At 42.9% G+C, this 14,902-nt stretch carries 15 protein-coding genes; 14 read left to right on the top strand and 1 reads right to left on the bottom strand.

Going from position 1 to position 14,902, the window contains the following annotated elements; all coding sequences use genetic code 11:
• The first annotated feature begins 12 nt into the window (after positions 1 to 12).
• The 14 genes from Q0081_RS28980 to Q0081_RS28915 all read left to right on the top strand — a co-directional run bounded on the left by Q0081_RS28980 (position 13) and on the right by Q0081_RS28915 (position 12,585).
• Positions 13 to 1,170, top strand: coding sequence for an MFS transporter (locus tag Q0081_RS28980; protein WP_298361711.1), 1,158 nt, complete (start codon positions 13 to 15; stop codon positions 1,168 to 1,170).
• 64 nt (positions 1,171 to 1,234) lie between these two features.
• On the top strand, positions 1,235 to 1,897 hold the full coding sequence (locus tag Q0081_RS28975) for a heme exporter protein CcmB (RefSeq protein WP_298361708.1): 663 nt from the start codon (positions 1,235 to 1,237) through the stop codon (positions 1,895 to 1,897).
• 28 nt (positions 1,898 to 1,925) lie between these two features.
• Positions 1,926 to 2,582 carry a cytochrome c biogenesis protein CcsA gene (gene ccsA / locus Q0081_RS28970; protein WP_298361705.1) on the top strand — a complete coding sequence of 219 codons (657 nt, stop codon included), beginning with the start codon at positions 1,926 to 1,928 and terminating at the stop codon, positions 2,580 to 2,582.
• Positions 2,583 to 2,603: 21 nt separating this feature from the next.
• A complete protein-coding gene (locus tag Q0081_RS28965; RefSeq protein ID WP_298361702.1) occupies positions 2,604 to 3,278 on the top strand; it encodes a hypothetical protein in 675 nt (224 codons plus the stop codon).
• A gap of 8 nt (positions 3,279 to 3,286) precedes the next feature.
• Positions 3,287 to 3,520 (top strand): CcmD family protein, encoded by a 234-nt coding sequence (locus Q0081_RS28960; RefSeq protein ID WP_298361699.1) that lies wholly within the window; start codon positions 3,287 to 3,289, stop codon positions 3,518 to 3,520.
• Positions 3,517 to 3,729: a DUF2281 domain-containing protein gene (locus Q0081_RS28955; RefSeq protein ID WP_298361697.1), complete on the top strand. Its 213-nt coding sequence runs from the start codon at positions 3,517 to 3,519 to the stop codon at positions 3,727 to 3,729. The genes Q0081_RS28960 and Q0081_RS28955 overlap by 4 nt, the downstream gene beginning before the upstream one ends.
• The gene (locus tag Q0081_RS28950; RefSeq protein ID WP_298361694.1) at positions 3,726 to 4,043 is read left to right on the top strand and encodes a type II toxin-antitoxin system VapC family toxin; all 318 of its coding nucleotides are present in this window, start codon (positions 3,726 to 3,728) and stop codon (positions 4,041 to 4,043) included. The genes Q0081_RS28955 and Q0081_RS28950 overlap by 4 nt, the downstream gene beginning before the upstream one ends.
• 107 nt (positions 4,044 to 4,150) lie before the next feature.
• Complete coding sequence (locus Q0081_RS28945) at positions 4,151 to 4,585, top strand: cytochrome c maturation protein CcmE (RefSeq protein ID WP_298361691.1); 435 nt, start codon at positions 4,151 to 4,153, stop codon at positions 4,583 to 4,585.
• A gap of 5 nt (positions 4,586 to 4,590) precedes the next feature.
• Complete coding sequence (locus tag Q0081_RS28940; protein ID WP_298361688.1) at positions 4,591 to 5,253, top strand: Uma2 family endonuclease; 663 nt, start codon at positions 4,591 to 4,593, stop codon at positions 5,251 to 5,253.
• 106 nt (positions 5,254 to 5,359) lie between these two features.
• The gene (gene ccsA / locus Q0081_RS28935) at positions 5,360 to 7,945 is read left to right on the top strand and encodes a cytochrome c biogenesis protein CcsA (RefSeq protein ID WP_298361685.1); all 2,586 of its coding nucleotides are present in this window, start codon (positions 5,360 to 5,362) and stop codon (positions 7,943 to 7,945) included.
• A 165-nt stretch (positions 7,946 to 8,110) separates the two neighbouring features.
• On the top strand, positions 8,111 to 8,653 hold the full coding sequence (locus Q0081_RS28930) for a hypothetical protein (protein WP_298361681.1): 543 nt from the start codon (positions 8,111 to 8,113) through the stop codon (positions 8,651 to 8,653).
• A 223-nt stretch (positions 8,654 to 8,876) separates the two neighbouring features.
• Positions 8,877 to 9,584 carry a YncE family protein gene (locus Q0081_RS28925; RefSeq protein ID WP_298361678.1) on the top strand — a complete coding sequence of 236 codons (708 nt, stop codon included), beginning with the start codon at positions 8,877 to 8,879 and terminating at the stop codon, positions 9,582 to 9,584.
• 7 nt (positions 9,585 to 9,591) lie between these two features.
• A complete protein-coding gene (locus tag Q0081_RS28920; protein WP_298361675.1) occupies positions 9,592 to 11,460 on the top strand; it encodes a hypothetical protein in 1,869 nt (622 codons plus the stop codon).
• 159 nt (positions 11,461 to 11,619) lie between these two features.
• Entirely contained in the window at positions 11,620 to 12,585 is a 966-nt protein-coding gene (locus Q0081_RS28915) for an Rpn family recombination-promoting nuclease/putative transposase (RefSeq protein ID WP_298361672.1), read from the top strand.
• A gap of 2 nt (positions 12,586 to 12,587) precedes the next feature.
• Here the strand turns inward: Q0081_RS28915 and Q0081_RS28910 are convergent.
• Positions 12,588 to 14,902, bottom strand: a 2,315-nt coding sequence (locus Q0081_RS28910; RefSeq protein WP_298361669.1) for a TonB-dependent receptor, incomplete at its 5' end; no start/stop codon positions are given.

Here is a 14,902-nt window from a genome sequence, read left to right as displayed (position 1 = left end):
CCACCGTTCGTTATGTACAATCTTCAATTTTGGCTGCTTTGTCTCAGTAACTTCCTGTTTTCAGCCAGTTTTCAAATGATGATTCCCGAACTGCCCGATTACCTGACTGCCATGGGCGGGCAACAACATATCGGATTGATCATTGCTCTTTTTACATTAACAGCCGGTCTTTCGCGGCCTTTTAGCGGGAAGCTCACCGATTCCATCGGGCGCGTACCGGTCATGGCTTTTGGGTCGTTGGTGTGTTGTGTTTGCAGTTTAGTGTACCCTTTTGTACATGTCGTTTGGGGATTTTTGCTGTTGCGTTTTCTGCACGGATTTTCTACCGGTACAAAACCCACCGCTACGGCAGCTTACGTAGCGGACATCATCCCCGAAAATCGTCGGGGAGAAGCGGCCGGAATGCTGGGGATTTTTACTGCTACCGGGATGTCCATCGGGCCTGCCATCGGGAGTTTTCTAACGACCTCGTTTGGCATCAACCCCATGTTTTATGTGGCGTCTTCTTTTGCGTTGTTTTCTATTTTGATCTTGCTCAATATGAAAGAAACATTGGTTGAGAAAGTACCTTTCAGTTGGAAGTTGTTCAAAATAACTCGCTATGACCTATTTGAGCCGCGCGTTTTCAGCGTTTTTCTGGTCATGTTTTGTGTTTCCTTCTCATCTGGAGTGATTCTGACGTTGATTCCTGATTTAAGCAAAACGGTAGGGGTGCATAACAAAGGACTGTTTTTTACGGTCTATACTGTTGCTTCATTACTCATTCGAGTAGTGGCGAGTAAGTCCTCCGATATTTATGGACGTGTCTCTGTGATGATTGTTTCCACGGTTATTTTGGCAATTGGGATGTCCATTTTAGGTTTCACTCAATCCGCTTTCGGTTTTTGGACGGCTGCTGTTTTATTTGGTTTTTCGTGGGGACTGAATACTCCCACTTTGACGGCTTGGGCCATTGACTTGAGCCATCCCGATTACCGAGGCCGAGCATTGGCTACGATGTACATTGCGCTGGAGGCAGGAATCGGTGTAGGGGCCTGGTGGTCAGGGTGGTGGTACGGTGGAAAAATAGCCAATATCCCTTTTGCGTTCTATGTGTCGGCTGTACTTGCGGTGGCTTCGTTGGGTTATTTGATTTGGTGGAAGCGGGCAAAAGAGGTGTTGGCAGGATAAAAATTAAAAACTAATGACTTAACTCAGTACAACGCGTTGGTTTGTGTCGTAATTTTGTCCATCAATGCAAGAACTTCGCACGCTTATCGGAAAAGAAATCACGCTGGAATGGCGGCAACGTTACGCCCTTAACGGGATGTTGTTGTACATTGTAAGCACCGTATTTGTTTGTTACCTGAGTTTCCGACTCAAATCCAATCAACTGACACCCATCACCTGGAATACACTTTTCTGGATTATTCTTCTTTTTACGGCGGTTAATGCCGTTTCAAAGAGTTTTACCCAAGAACGCGCCGGACGGCTGTTGTACTATTACACGTTGGCGAGCCCGCAGGGAATTATTCTTTCCAAAATTCTGTACAATTCGGTTCTGATGTTGATTTTGTCGTTGGCAGGTTTTGGGTTTTATGCGTTTGTGATGGGGAATCCCGTCGGGGATTTGCCCATGTATCTGCTCACCATTGTCTTATCAAGTATTGGATTTGCTTCGTCACTGACGATGGTAGCGGGCATTGCTTCTAAAGCAGAAAACAACGGTGCGTTGATGGCAATTTTGAGTTTTCCCGTTATTATTCCGATGCTTTTGATGGTTATGAAACTGGCCAAAAATGCCATGGATGGCCTTGACCGCAGTGCAAGCAGTGATGAAGTGTTGGTATTGTTGGCATTGGATGCGATTGTCGTAACTTTGTCTTTAATTTTGTTTCCTTATTTGTGGAGAAGTTGATTTTGAAGTAATAGAAGATAACAACCCAATGAAGAATAACTGGTGGAAAATAGTAGCGGTCATCCTTTTGAGCTACACAATTTACTTTGGACTGATGGGAACCGTGCCCCGTCGGGCTATTCTGAATGAAAGCATCCGTAATGTCTATTTTCACGTTCCGATGTGGTTTGCAATGATTGCGATGCTGAGTACTTCGGTTTTTAACGCAGTACGTTATTTGCGCAGCAACGACCTTAGTTATGACATCAAGTCGGTAGAGTTTACAAATGTCGCTATTTTGCTTGGTATTCTTGGTTGTGCTACAGGTTCTATTTGGGCTACTTTTACCTGGGGTGACCCTTGGCCCAATGACCCCAAACTCAACAGTGTAGCTATTAGTATGTTGATGTATTTTGCGTATTTGATTTTACGCGGGTCATTTGAAGACGAACAGCGACGCGCTCGGATTTCGGCAGTTTATAATATCTTAGCTTTTTCCGTATTCATTCCGCTCATCTTTATATTGCCTCGCCTGACCGATTCGTTACATCCGGGCAATGGCGGAAATCCAGCGTTCAGCGATTATGACATGGACAGCCAAATGCGCCGGGTTTTTTACCCTGCCGTGATTGGATGGGCGCTTTTGGGCACTTGGATTGCTACGTTGCGGGTGCGGATACGGAGAGTGAGCGAAATAGAAGATTAAATAGAAAAGGGTGAAAAAATTGTGTTTTTATGGTTTATAATGCCATTTTTAGCTCAAAGTCAGTCTGTTGGATATGATAAGCTTACTTTTAAGTTTACCCCCAGTAGCTTGATGTCTCTTACGAGTCCTGCCTGGCAATTTGGGTTAGAATATCGCCCTAAAAAAAGCTTTGGTATTAACACTGAAATAGGGACTAATTTGAGTGGATTAAGATATGGGTTCAAGTGTCTGTCCTGTTCGGGAGAACAGTACTATCATACTAATTATAAATGGCGGCAGGAATTTAGATGGTATATTACCCCGGGGCCAAATCCGGAATGGTATTTTGCCCAAGAAGTGTTTTTGATAAATGATAATTATCGTTTACGAAACGGACTGTCTAAACAAGATTCGATAAGTTATCACTTTGAGAGAGCCGAGTACAGTCGCATTAGCTTTGGAACAGCTTCGAAATTTGGAGTTCTTTATAATTTTAGCAAAAATACTCGTTTAGAAATTTTTGCCGGATTGGGCATTCGCCTGCACTATTCAAATGTAAAATTAATTAATGAGAAGAAAATCGGAATGATAAGTAGTGGCGATACCGCTTTTGACCGTGTTCGTCCTAACACAACTGAAATTTGGCCACATATTTCGGCAGGTTTTAAATTAGGGTATGTACTTTGGAGAGAAAATGAAAGAACAAAAATTAAATGATTTTAACAATGAAAAATAAAGTAAGCGTTGCCGTTTTTACCCTTATAAATTTTGTGTTGTCACTAAACCTCTTTGCCCAACAATCTGTTAAACAGGAAGTAGCTATGGCTGACCAAATGCGGGCCGATGGAAAAATTTGGGTAGTGGTGGCGGTGATTTCAACCCTCTTTGTGGGGATTATTGCATTTTTGGTGAGTATGGATCGAAAAGTGTCCAAACTGGAAAAACAATTGAAGAAATGAGCATCTTAGATTTAGTAGCGAAAATTGAAAAACTTCCACCTGAAAAACAGGCAGAAGTAGAGAATTTGGTGGATTCTTTAATAAGTAAAGAGTCTCTTGATAAACCTCAAGAGAAAAAACCGGTATTTGGGAGTTTTAAAGGCAAAATTGTTATGTCTGATGATTTTGACGAACCTCTTGAAGACTTTAAAGAGTATATGTATCCATGACTTATTTGATAGATACTCATGCAATTATTTGGTTTATGAAAGGTGATTCTATGCTTTCAGAGAAGGCAAGAGAAATAATCTTAACGGACTATAAAAATTGTTATGTTAGTCTCGTGTCTTTTTGGGAAATGGCTATTAAAATAAATATCAATAAAATGGATTTAGGACTTCCATTTGAAGAAGTTAAAAATTGGGCTGTAGAGAATGGACTTTCTAATTTTTCACCTATTGATATAAGGCATACTATTACATTATCCCAACTGCCATTTCACCACCGTGACTGGGCGTCCCCGACCCATTTGACAGAACGTTGATAGCACAGGCTTTAAGCGAAAATTTAACTATCATTACAAAAGAAAAACTTTTTGAAGAATACGGCATCAAACGCCTTTGGCAGTAAAAATCAAAAATCAGTAACAAAATGAAAAAAGTACACATTTTCGGACTTATCGTCATTGCGATCGCCATTGGAATTATCGTTTCCACCTATGGCAACGCAAGTACCTACTCCAACTTTACCGAAGCAGAAGAATTGGCGAAGGAGGGAGAGACTACCGAAATACACGTAGTGGGAAAACTCAAAAAAGACGTCACTGGTCAAATTGTGGGTATGAAATACGATCCTGTAATGGATGTAAACCACTTTGAGTTTATGCTGGTGGATACCAATAAAGTTGTGAAAAAAGTGGTTTATCTGAGCCCCAAACCGCAGGATTTTGATAAGTCCGAGCAAGTGGTTGTGATTGGTCGGATGCAGGGAGACCATTTTGAATGCAATAAAATCCTGATGAAATGCCCTTCAAAATACACCAACGAAAAGCCTGATTTTAAAGAAGCAACGGCTAAAAGAATGTAAAAATCATGATGGAAAAATCGGTTAGCCTATTGGAATTGCTGCTGGATAGTCCTGACGCTTTTAAAGTCATTGAAAAGGCACAAACCAAACTACAGGAAGAACAATCCCGTAGAGAAAGCTTTTATGACGAAATAACTGCTGATGTGAAGGCAGAATTTATTAATGGTGAGATGATTGTACACTCACCTGTAAGAAGCAGACATGCGTTGATAAGTGATAATGTGTTTCGGATTTTTAGCCTTTATGCGCTAAAACATCAGTTAGGGCGAGTTACGCATGAAAAAGTCATGGCGCGGTTTACTCGAAATGACTACGAGCCCGATGTGATGTTTTTTAAGAAAGAAAAAGCAGATTTGATTGAGCCTAACCAAGCTCTTTTCCCGGTTCCTGATTTTGTGGTAGAAGTAGTTTCAGAATCTACTGAAGAGCGGGACCGAGGAATTAAATTTAAGGATTATGCAGCGCACGGAGTCGAAGAATACTGGATCATAGATGCTGAAAGTCAGGTAGTAGAGCAGTATCATTTGGTGAATGGTGAATATGTGCTTGTCAAAAAAACAGACGAAGGGACGATTCATTCCTTTGTTTTCTTGTCGTTTGACATTCCCCTGAAGGCTATTTTTGAAGAACAGCCTCATTTTGAATTTGTACAGGAATTATTGAAATAATAAGTAATGGATTCGGATCGCACGGGCACGGTACCGCACGGGCGGCCCCGCGCCGATGCGGTTGAAATCTCTAAATTGAACGTCTGCTATCCAATCAACCCTAAAGATGACTCTCGGAAATACAGGACACCTTCTCGTAATCATTTCATTCGTAACGGCGCTGGTTGCTACGTACGCGTACCTGCGAGCTACGCTCTTAACAACTGATACTCTCCAAAATAATACGTGGAAGCACTTCGCCAGAGGTGCTTTTTACGTACATGCGGCGGCTATCATCGGCGTATGTACGACGCTCTACTTAATTATTTATGGACACCATTTTGAGTATCACTACGCTTGGAGTCACTCGTCAAGAGCCTTGCCGTGGTACTACATGATTTCGTGCTTCTGGGAAGGGCAGGAGGGAAGCTTCATGCTCTGGATGTTTTGGCAAGCGGTATTGGGAGTTATTTTGATTCGTACCAACAAGGTATGGGAAACTCCCATGATGACCGTGTACGCTTTGGTACAGGCATTTTTAACATCCATGATTTTGGGAGTGGTTATTCCCGGGTTGGATTTCAAAATCGGCAGCACCCCGTTCCTAACCATGCGCGAAGCCATGCCTGAGCTGCCCGTTTGGGCGATGAATCCCAATTTTATTCCTAAAGACGGCAATGGTCTTAATCCGCTTCTCCAAAACTATTGGATGGTGATTCACCCGCCTACTTTGTTTTTAGGCTTTGCGCTTACGCTCGTGCCCTTTGCTTATTTGATGGCCGGATTATGGCAAAAGCAATTGACGGAATGGTTGCGCCCTGCCTTGCCTTGGATGTTGTTGACAGGTGTTATCTTGGGAGTAGGGATTTTGATGGGCGGTTATTGGGCCTACGAAACCCTGAGTTTCAACAGTTATTGGAGTTGGGACCCCGTTGAAAATGCGGTTTATGTACCGTGGTTAGTGGGCATAGCGGCTTTGCATACGATGATTATTGCCAAGAAAAATGCGACGGCTCTCAAAACGTCGGTCATTTTGGTCACGGCACAATTCATTTTGATTCTATATTCAACCTTCCTTACCCGTAGCGGGATTTTGGGAAATTCGTCAGTACACTCCTTTACGGATTTAGGCCTTTCCGGGCAATTGCTGATGTATTTGTTGGCGTTTATTGCCGTATCCATTGTTTTATCCGTCCGTGTTTGGAAACTGATGCCTTCCGATAAAGAAGAGACTTCTGCGTATTCGCGGGAATTTTGGCTTTTTATGGGCGCAACCGTCATTTGTTTAGCGAGTTTTCAAGTCATTGTTCCTACCTCTATTCCCGTTTGGAACAGTATAGTGCAGGCATTGGGGGGCGTTTCTAAATTGGCTCCTCCCACGGATGCTATATCTTATTATACGAAATTCCAATTGTGGTTTTTTGCAGCCATTACGATTCTGTCGGGTATCGGTCAGTATTTTTGGTGGAAACGCGTTCAAAAGGGAAAAATGCAGGATTTGCTGACTCCTTTGTGGATTTCGCTGTTTATCACTGCCTTACTGATCACGTTTGGCGGGATCAATAAACTGCCTTACATTGCTTTGCTGACAGCAGCTGTCTTTTCGTTGGTCGCTAATACCACCATTATTTTAGGTATTCTGCGTGGCTCTTATCGTCTGTCGGGAGGAGCGATTACGCACATTGGAGTGGCTCTTATGTTGATTGGTATCCTATGGTCATCGGGGTATCAAAAAGTGGTTTCACTTAATGCTTCAGGTTTGTTGATTTCTAAAGAAGACTTTTTTACGAAAGAAGATAACAAAGAAAACAAGGAAAATGTGTTGCTATGGGTGGGTCAACCTACTCGCATGGGCGATTATCTGCTTACGTATCGCGGTCCGCGCACCGAAATTCGCGATGTGCCCAAGTATGTGCCAAGCAGTTGGGTGGATATTATCGAAGGCGATTTTCACGCGGTTTGTTTAAAAGATATTACCGTTGGCGAAAAAACGTATCATAAAAAAGGCGATACCGTCGCAGTCTATCCTGAAAACGTTTTTTATGAAGTAGAATACAGAGAGCCAAGTGGACGAATCACTACCCTTTATCCCCGAGTACAATTCAACGAACGGATGGGAATGGTGACTTCGCCGGATATCAAGCGTGAGTTAAACAAAGATTTGTATTCGTATGCGATGGTAGGCAGTAATCCGGGCGAAGCGGAAGAGTGGTCGCCGACCGAAAATTTTCGAGTGGCAATACAGGATACGTTCTTTGTCAATGACTTTGTAGCGGTTTTGGAAAGTGTTTCCCGTACCAATGCAGTAGAAGGGTTATCGTTGAATCCCAATGATGTAGCGGTAAAAGCGCAAATTAAGGTATTGGACAAAGAGCGTGAGTATATTATTGCTCCGACTTTTGCCATCAACCAAGATCGAATGGTAATGCGTAAGCCGGAGGTAAATGAAGACCTCGGATTGAGGGTACAATTTATGGAAATTGATCCTAAAACAGGAACATTCAATTTCGCCGTTAATTCCAAACAACGCGATTATATTGTCATGAAAGCCGTAGAAAAACCACTTATTAATGTACTTTGGGTAGGAACCCTAGTGCTGGTAATTGGATTTATTTTGTCTACGATACGGCGGTTTAGAGAATTTAGATTGACGCGGGATAAAGGCGTAGAGTTGGAAAGCAGTAAACCTTCTGTTGTGGGTAGCCGGCAATAGTTCTCCGAATTTTATAGAATATTTTTCAAAAAGCGGCTTTTGGCCGCTTTTTTGCTTGATTCTGCTTTTATCATAGTGTTTCATTTCATGAGTTGAATTACTAATGACCCAAAGTTGATCGGAGCTTGGAAAATATTGATAATTTGCTCCTTTGTAGCCTTTGCAATGGCAACATTGTCACGGCCTTACAGTGCCTCTGCGGATTTTCCTACGGTTGACAGTTTTAAAAAAGTGCTTGTTTACAAAAATCACCAATTTGACATCAGCACAAATGCGTCGGGCGCGGTTCGTGAATTGGTGATACGAGTGAGTCGGAATAACCAATTTTTAATTACTATTCGCCAAAAAACCGACGGATGGGTAGTAAATGCCGAGACGGCAGATTTGGACCAAAACAATTCCCCCGAAATCTATATCTATTCGTGTACCTATGGCAGTGGCTCTTTTGGAAAAGTCTATGGATTTCAATTTTTTCCCACTTCATTTGATGCTATCCACATGGTGCCTCTTCGTCAGGATTTAGCAGAAGGATACATGGGGCATGATATGTTCAAAATTGAAAATGAGTCATTAGTACGGCAATTTCCGATTTACCGCGCGGGTGATGCGAATGCCAGAGCAACGGGCGGTACCCGAATTATTAAATATCAATTGGACGAAATTGAAAAGAAGCTCCTGCTTACCCCTGATGTAGATACCCAAAACTAAGAACTGAAAAATATTTTATAATTTTTTTCGACAATAATGGCATATTTTTTGCTCTGATTACCTTGCAATCTGTTTTGCGAAAATATACTTTTGGAATAGTTTAAAATATCCTTTTTTAATAGGAAAAGAACCCATTTTGTCCATTTGGCAGGGAAATTGATGGGATTTAGGTAAGGTTTACTTTACCCAGATAAATCCTACTTTACAATTTACTCTACTCTAAATGGATATTAAAATTCTACTCCGCTTTCGCAGAGCCATTACTTCTGTTTTGGCTTTTGCGCCTCCTTCCCTGTCTGCTTTACGGTTCTACTTTACTGCACATTTTTTTGGTCTACTAATCGGAATGTTCGCATTGTTTCCGTTTGGGTTGTGGGCTCAGAACGTCAAAAAAGACTGCGGAAAAACGATTATGTTAGTAGGTGAGCTACTTACGAATTCACAGGCTGTAGTAGCTCTGCCATTTGGAAATACTCCAGGTCTGGAATCGTGCAATATTCCCAATATTGGTGGCGATGGTATGGCCGTAGACCAAACCAAAGGAATTGTGTACGTAGGAAATCCCTTCTCTGATCCCATTCAGGTGTATGATTTTTCACAGGGACAATTTCAGCCTACATTAAACCCTACGGGAGATTTAAAAAGTTATGACGTGGCCATTTCTCCCGATGGCAACTTTCTGTATCGAGGTTACCTTAATTCGGGTGGAGGAGTGCAAAAAATCAGGGTAAGCGATGGGGGGCAAGTTGCTATAAAAGCCGCCAATACGTTCACCAACGAATCTGGAAGTAAAATTTGGGGAGTGGCATCGGATTCAACCGGAAAAGTCTATGTCACAACGGGGTATAACGATCTTCAATCAACGGGGAACGGTTACGTCAGTACCATAATCAACGGGGAACGGTTACGTCAGTACCATTCAATCCATTGATGCCGATTTGTCAGGTTCGCCGACGGTCATTGCTACGTTGACCAATGGCTCCGTATTTGTGGGGGTTACGTTTTTTAACGGTTTTTTATGGGCAACGATTGATGGTTATGACTTTACATCCGATAAAGTCGTAAAAATGAATCCCGCCGATGGCGCTATTTTGGCCACCTACGTGCTGGATACTAAAAATAACTTTAATATTCGGCCTTTCGATTTGGCTTTTGCTTCTGATGGTAACCTATACGCTACCTCTTTTTACGGTGATTGTGTTTATAAAGTGGACATTACTTCGGGAATTGTCAGTACGTACATTGGCCAAGTGGACGGGGTATTGAGTAAAAATATCGCTTTTGTTTGCGGAAACTTTAAATGTTTGTGCGTAGATCCTAAAATAAGCGGGATTGCTCAAACCGATGCGACTTGCGAAGGCGGATTTTCTAAAAACGATGGAAAAGCAACTATTTCGGGCATTACAAACGGAGACAAAGCCGACATTAATGAAGGAAGTACCTACGGAACTACGCCTATCTATGGCGATGCTTCCAACAAACTCATCAGTAGTGGGAGCGTATTGTTTACGGGATTAAAACCGAATACCCAATATTCAATTCGAGTCTGGAATGAAAGTGATAACTGCTTTAAGGATACCGTTTTTACCACTAAACCCGTCGAATGTTTTCAATGCCCGACCATTGCGCTGAATGGCAAAAGTACCGATACGCTTTGTTCTGGCTATTACGGAGAGGGTTTTACGGTTATGGTAAGTCAATTGGGCTCTACCCCTGACAGCCTCGTTCAATTTGTTCGATTTACAAGCCCTCAATCAGGAAAATCCATGTATACTGGCGGAACTGCATTGACATCAATGAAGGCGGTGAATGGCTCTGCTCAATGGCCTGTGGGGCAACCTGGGTCTCAATTCTCCGCAAATAACGGTACGACTCCCGTCAATTATTACGTATATGCGATTTTAGCCAATGCTCCTAACGATACTACGTGTCGGCCTTTCGTAGAAAAAATATACACTATTTTGCCTTTGCCTAAATTTACCGCTTCGGCAGAACCCGTCTGTGAAGGAAGCAACACATTTGATGTAAAGGTAACGATTCAAACGGCTGGGACGTTTAAAATTACTTTGGCTCGCGGACTGGCCACGGTGGGTAACGGTCCTATTCCTCAGGATATTATCACTTCTCAAGGAGGGTCAGCAGGCAATGGCGCAACCACCACTCTTAGTATATCAGTGGCCGATACGGCAGGAGTAGTGGTTGTGGTTGAAGATGAAGCAACGGGTTGTGCCAATGCAGGAATCAGTGGAAAAGCGGTACTAATTAAAAAGCCGCAATGGAAAGTGACGACGGCTCCTGTATGTTCGGTCAACAATGATAGCTATTCAGTTAGCTTTACAGTTACCCCTGATTTAGGGACGGTGAAAGTAAACAACGGAATATTGACAAAAGCGGGTGCTATTTATACCGTTACAGGCATTCCTTCGGGGACCAACCTTATCATCGTTGACAGTTTGACGGCAGTTTGTAAGTTTGATACGACAATCACAGGCCCTAATTGCGGTTGTCCGCCAAAGGTTCCAATAGCCATTGCGGCAAGTGTACTCGTCTGTGCGAGTGACCCAATTCCTTTTCTGGAAGTGACAGTAGGTCCCGGTGAGACCGCCAACTGGTACGCAACTGAAACAAGTACGACGATTTTGGCCGGAGGAGCCAATACCCTCAAATACAAACCAACGGGTGAAGGAGTATTTTGGGCAGAATCCATTAAGGTAGGTGTGGGGTGTAAAAGCACGCTTCGAGTGCCGGTCACCTTAAGAATAGACAATCCTAAGTGTATTCCACTGGTAGTCAAGAAAAAGAAATAATTGATTCGATAAAGCATAAAATACAAACAGGCTGTCTCGGGAGGGGCTGCCTGTTTGTGCTTATAATGAAATAAGGAATTTTGAAAGAATGAGTGGGCCAAGCCGAACTTTTGAGATAATGCTTATAAAGGTGTAATTTTGTTTACTAAAAATAAAACTATGGCCTTTGCTGAAAAATATATTAACCCGTTTACTGATTTTGGATTTAAGAAACTGTTCGGTAGCGAGCCGAATAAAGCTTTATTAATTGATTTCCTGAACCAGGTTGTATTACCCGAGCAACATCGAATTACGGAACTAAACTACACTCGCAACGAGCATCTGGGAGCTAAAGAGCTTGACCGAAAAGCAATTTTTGACTTGTACTGTATTGGAAAGAACGGCGAACGTTTTATTGTAGAAATGCAAAAGGCCAAGCAAAATTACTTTAAAGACCGCAGTGTGTTTTATGCGTCTTTCCCCATTCAAGAGCAGGCCAAACGAGGAGAATGGGATTTTCAATTGACTGAAATTTATACGGTTGGTGTGTTGGATTTTGTGTTTTCTGAAGATGCTGATGAAAAAGAAGTGCGTCATGAAGTGAAATTGAAAGACCAAAATGGGCGCGTATTTTATAAAAAATTGACCTTCGGCTATTTGGGAATGCCCCATTTTACCAAGACCGAAGAAGAACTGGAAACCACTTATGACAAATGGCTTTATGTTTTAAAGCATTTACCATATTTGGATAGTAAGCCTAAAGCATTGCAGGGGAAGGTATTTGATCAACTTTTTGCCGTTGCCGAAATTGCTAAGTTCACTCCTGATGAGATGAACGCCTATGAACAAAGCCTTAAATATTACCGCGATTTAAAGAATGTTATTGATACAGCTATCATGGAAGGAAGAATGGAAGGAATACAAGAAGGGATTAAAGAAGGGGAAATGAAAGGACGAATAGAGGGAAGAATAGAAGGAATACAAGAAGGGATTAAGGAAGGAGAAATGAAAGGACGAATGGCCGCTATTACCGAAAGCATTACTAAAGCTCTCAGTCGAGCCAAACTGACAGTCGAAGAAATTGCCGAAGATTTCGGAGTGAGTGTTGAATTTGTGATAAAAATTAAGAATGAGTTGGGATTATAGTCCTACCGATACGTCACCGTCAAGTAATAAAAACCGCCAATCTGAGGGCCGCCGAGGATGGAGAAATAGTAACGATTGAGGAGATTGGTACCGCCGAGTTTGAAATCCACCTTCTGTTTGGGTAAAGAATAGGTAATCTGTCCGTCGAAAACGTTGATGGCCGGGACGTTGCCATTGACCAAAAACGATTGATAATAGAATTGACTTTGGTGTTTGTAACTGAGGCCAAAACCCACATTTTTGAACAGATTAGCGTGACTGAGTGAGAAATTCGTCATCCATTTCGGCGTATTGAAACCATCTTCCAGGCCATCGTTGGCTTCTTTACGGTCAAGTTGAGTATAGGTGGCATTGACCGCAAAAAACCAGCCCTGCGGCAAGCGGTATCGAAGTCCAAGACTTGCCCCGTAATTACGAACAATGGTTTTGGAATTGGTCCAGAGGCGATAGCGCTGCTGTTTGGTCCGGTCGAGCATGATGTATCCCAATGAATCGGGCGTAGATGCGTTGGGGATGTTGGCCTCTACCTGCGCCATAAAATCCTTGTAGCGATTGTAATAAAAATCTACATCCGCAAAAAGGCGTTTTTGGAAAAACAGACCTTTGTAGCCGACCTCTATCGAACGGATAAATTCGGGCCGCAGGTAGGTATACGTGTTCCGTTGCAACAGTCCCAAATTGGCTTTCACCAAACTGTCGCGTTTATCTACTCCTAATTTATTTACCCCCGCAGTGACGGCCGCCTGAAAGGCATCAATGGAGGTACGAATATAAGAGTTTTCAAAAATTCCCTGCGACATGACCGGCAAACCGCCTACGCGTTTTACACCACCGCTGTTGATGTTGGAAAAACCCTCAAAAATGCTCGGAAATCGATAGCCACTTTGATAAGAGGCCCGAAAATGATGATTTTCGGTGACTGAATAAACGGCCGTAAAACGCGGATTAAGCTTGAGATTGAAATAATCGGCTTTGTCGGCACGGAGGGTAGCACCGAGTTTGAGTTTTTCGCCGAAAAGCACCTTGGTCGCCTGCAAAAAGCCACCTGTTTTGCCGTAGGTCAAATTACGCGTATCGCTGATGGGATTGATGAAATAATTGCCGTCGGGCACAATGGCGTAGGTGCGATGGTCGAATCCTGCCAAAATCTCTATACCTGTTTGTTTACGCCAATGTTGAAGCCATTCTTCGGTTAAATTCCATTGTCCTTCGGCGTGATACAGCTTGGCTTTTACGCGCAAAGCGGCCCCTATATCCCAATTGTTGATGTCCTGCAAGCGGGCTAAACTGCTTTTGAAAGCTTCTGTGCCCGGTTGCGGACGACCGGCATCCGCAAAAGTGCGAGATTCACGCAGTGCATCCGCCAATGAAGATGAATTCTGAATTTGTCTGAAACGAGTTTGAAAATCGGTAAACCATTGATTGTCTGATTTGTAGGAGCGGTCAATGTTCTCTGCCATAGAACGGAGGTTGTACGATTGACCCGTATTTTCAGAAGTTACGTAAGCACGAATCTGAAATGCCCTTCCCCGCAATTGCAACGCGTGTTGTTGAAGTAAATAGTTGGCCAACTGAAACCGGTTGGAACGTTGGTACACATTATTAAGGTACGCAATGCGGTAGGTATAAATCAGTTCTACGGCTTTGGTGGGGCGAAAATGCAACGCGGCATCTCCTTTGAGGTTTTGGAAATTATAATCTACTACCTCCGTTTCTTTATAACCCGTACGGGCTACGACAATACTGCGATTGGCCAACGTCAACGTGCGACGGTTGGCTGATTCATTTCCATAACCGCTTACGGGGTCGAAAGCAGGATTGTCTGCACCGGTTAGCCCTGCCGAAGCGTTAATAGTAGGGGTAATATCGGTGAGGTCGGTAGCTTGCCAATCATACCCTTTGGTAAAAGTGCCATTGACTTTAAACGCCCAGCGGTCGTTTACTGCGTGAGCGTAGCGAAGGCTGCTTTCGTTGAAAAATTTGGCCGTTACGCCTTTGTCATTCAGGTGATTAACCCCTCCTTTTTGCTGAAAACTCAGTCCGGTAAATTCAAAAGGACTCTTGGTCTGAAAATTGGCTAAGCCGTTTATGGCATTCATTCCGTACAGCGCTGAGGCAGTACCCGGAATGATTTCTACGCTCAAAATATCTAAATCACTTGGCCCCAATGCATTACCAACGGGGGCACCGATGTGTGGTGATTGATTGTCAATGCCGTCAATGAGTTGAGCAAAACGAACGTTAGTGGTATTGGCAAAACCTCGGGTGTTGAGAACTTTAAAACCAAGACTTGGAACAATCAGATGAACGCCTTTGA

Source organism: Runella sp., assembly GCF_027484545.1.
Taxonomy (GTDB): Bacteria; Bacteroidota; Bacteroidia; order Cytophagales; family Spirosomataceae; genus Runella.
The sequence above is the reverse complement of the archived record's forward strand: the minus strand, read 5'-3'. Positions and strand labels throughout refer to the sequence as shown.

What these genes read in the sequence shown, in the direction of transcription:
- Q0081_RS28915 (WP_298361672.1), top strand. Translation starts at nt 11,620, where the DNA reads ATGGCCTTTGCTGAAAAATATATTAACCCGTTTACTGATTTTGGATTT.
- Q0081_RS28950 (WP_298361694.1), top strand. Translation starts at nt 3,726, where the DNA reads ATGACTTATTTGATAGATACTCATGCAATTATTTGGTTTATGAAAGGT.
- Q0081_RS28940 (WP_298361688.1), top strand. Translation starts at nt 4,591, where the DNA reads ATGATGGAAAAATCGGTTAGCCTATTGGAATTGCTGCTGGATAGTCCT.
- Q0081_RS28930 (WP_298361681.1), top strand. Translation starts at nt 8,111, where the DNA reads ATGGCAACATTGTCACGGCCTTACAGTGCCTCTGCGGATTTTCCTACG.
- Q0081_RS28980 (WP_298361711.1), top strand. Translation starts at nt 13, where the DNA reads ATGTACAATCTTCAATTTTGGCTGCTTTGTCTCAGTAACTTCCTGTTT.
- Q0081_RS28975 (WP_298361708.1), top strand. Translation starts at nt 1,235, where the DNA reads ATGCAAGAACTTCGCACGCTTATCGGAAAAGAAATCACGCTGGAATGG.
- Q0081_RS28925 (WP_298361678.1), top strand. Translation starts at nt 8,877, where the DNA reads ATGGATATTAAAATTCTACTCCGCTTTCGCAGAGCCATTACTTCTGTT.
- ccsA (WP_298361685.1), top strand. Translation starts at nt 5,360, where the DNA reads ATGACTCTCGGAAATACAGGACACCTTCTCGTAATCATTTCATTCGTA.
- Q0081_RS28955 (WP_298361697.1), top strand. Translation starts at nt 3,517, where the DNA reads ATGAGCATCTTAGATTTAGTAGCGAAAATTGAAAAACTTCCACCTGAA.
- Q0081_RS28945 (WP_298361691.1), top strand. Translation starts at nt 4,151, where the DNA reads ATGAAAAAAGTACACATTTTCGGACTTATCGTCATTGCGATCGCCATT.
- ccsA (WP_298361705.1), top strand. Translation starts at nt 1,926, where the DNA reads ATGAAGAATAACTGGTGGAAAATAGTAGCGGTCATCCTTTTGAGCTAC.
- Q0081_RS28960 (WP_298361699.1), top strand. Translation starts at nt 3,287, where the DNA reads ATGAAAAATAAAGTAAGCGTTGCCGTTTTTACCCTTATAAATTTTGTG.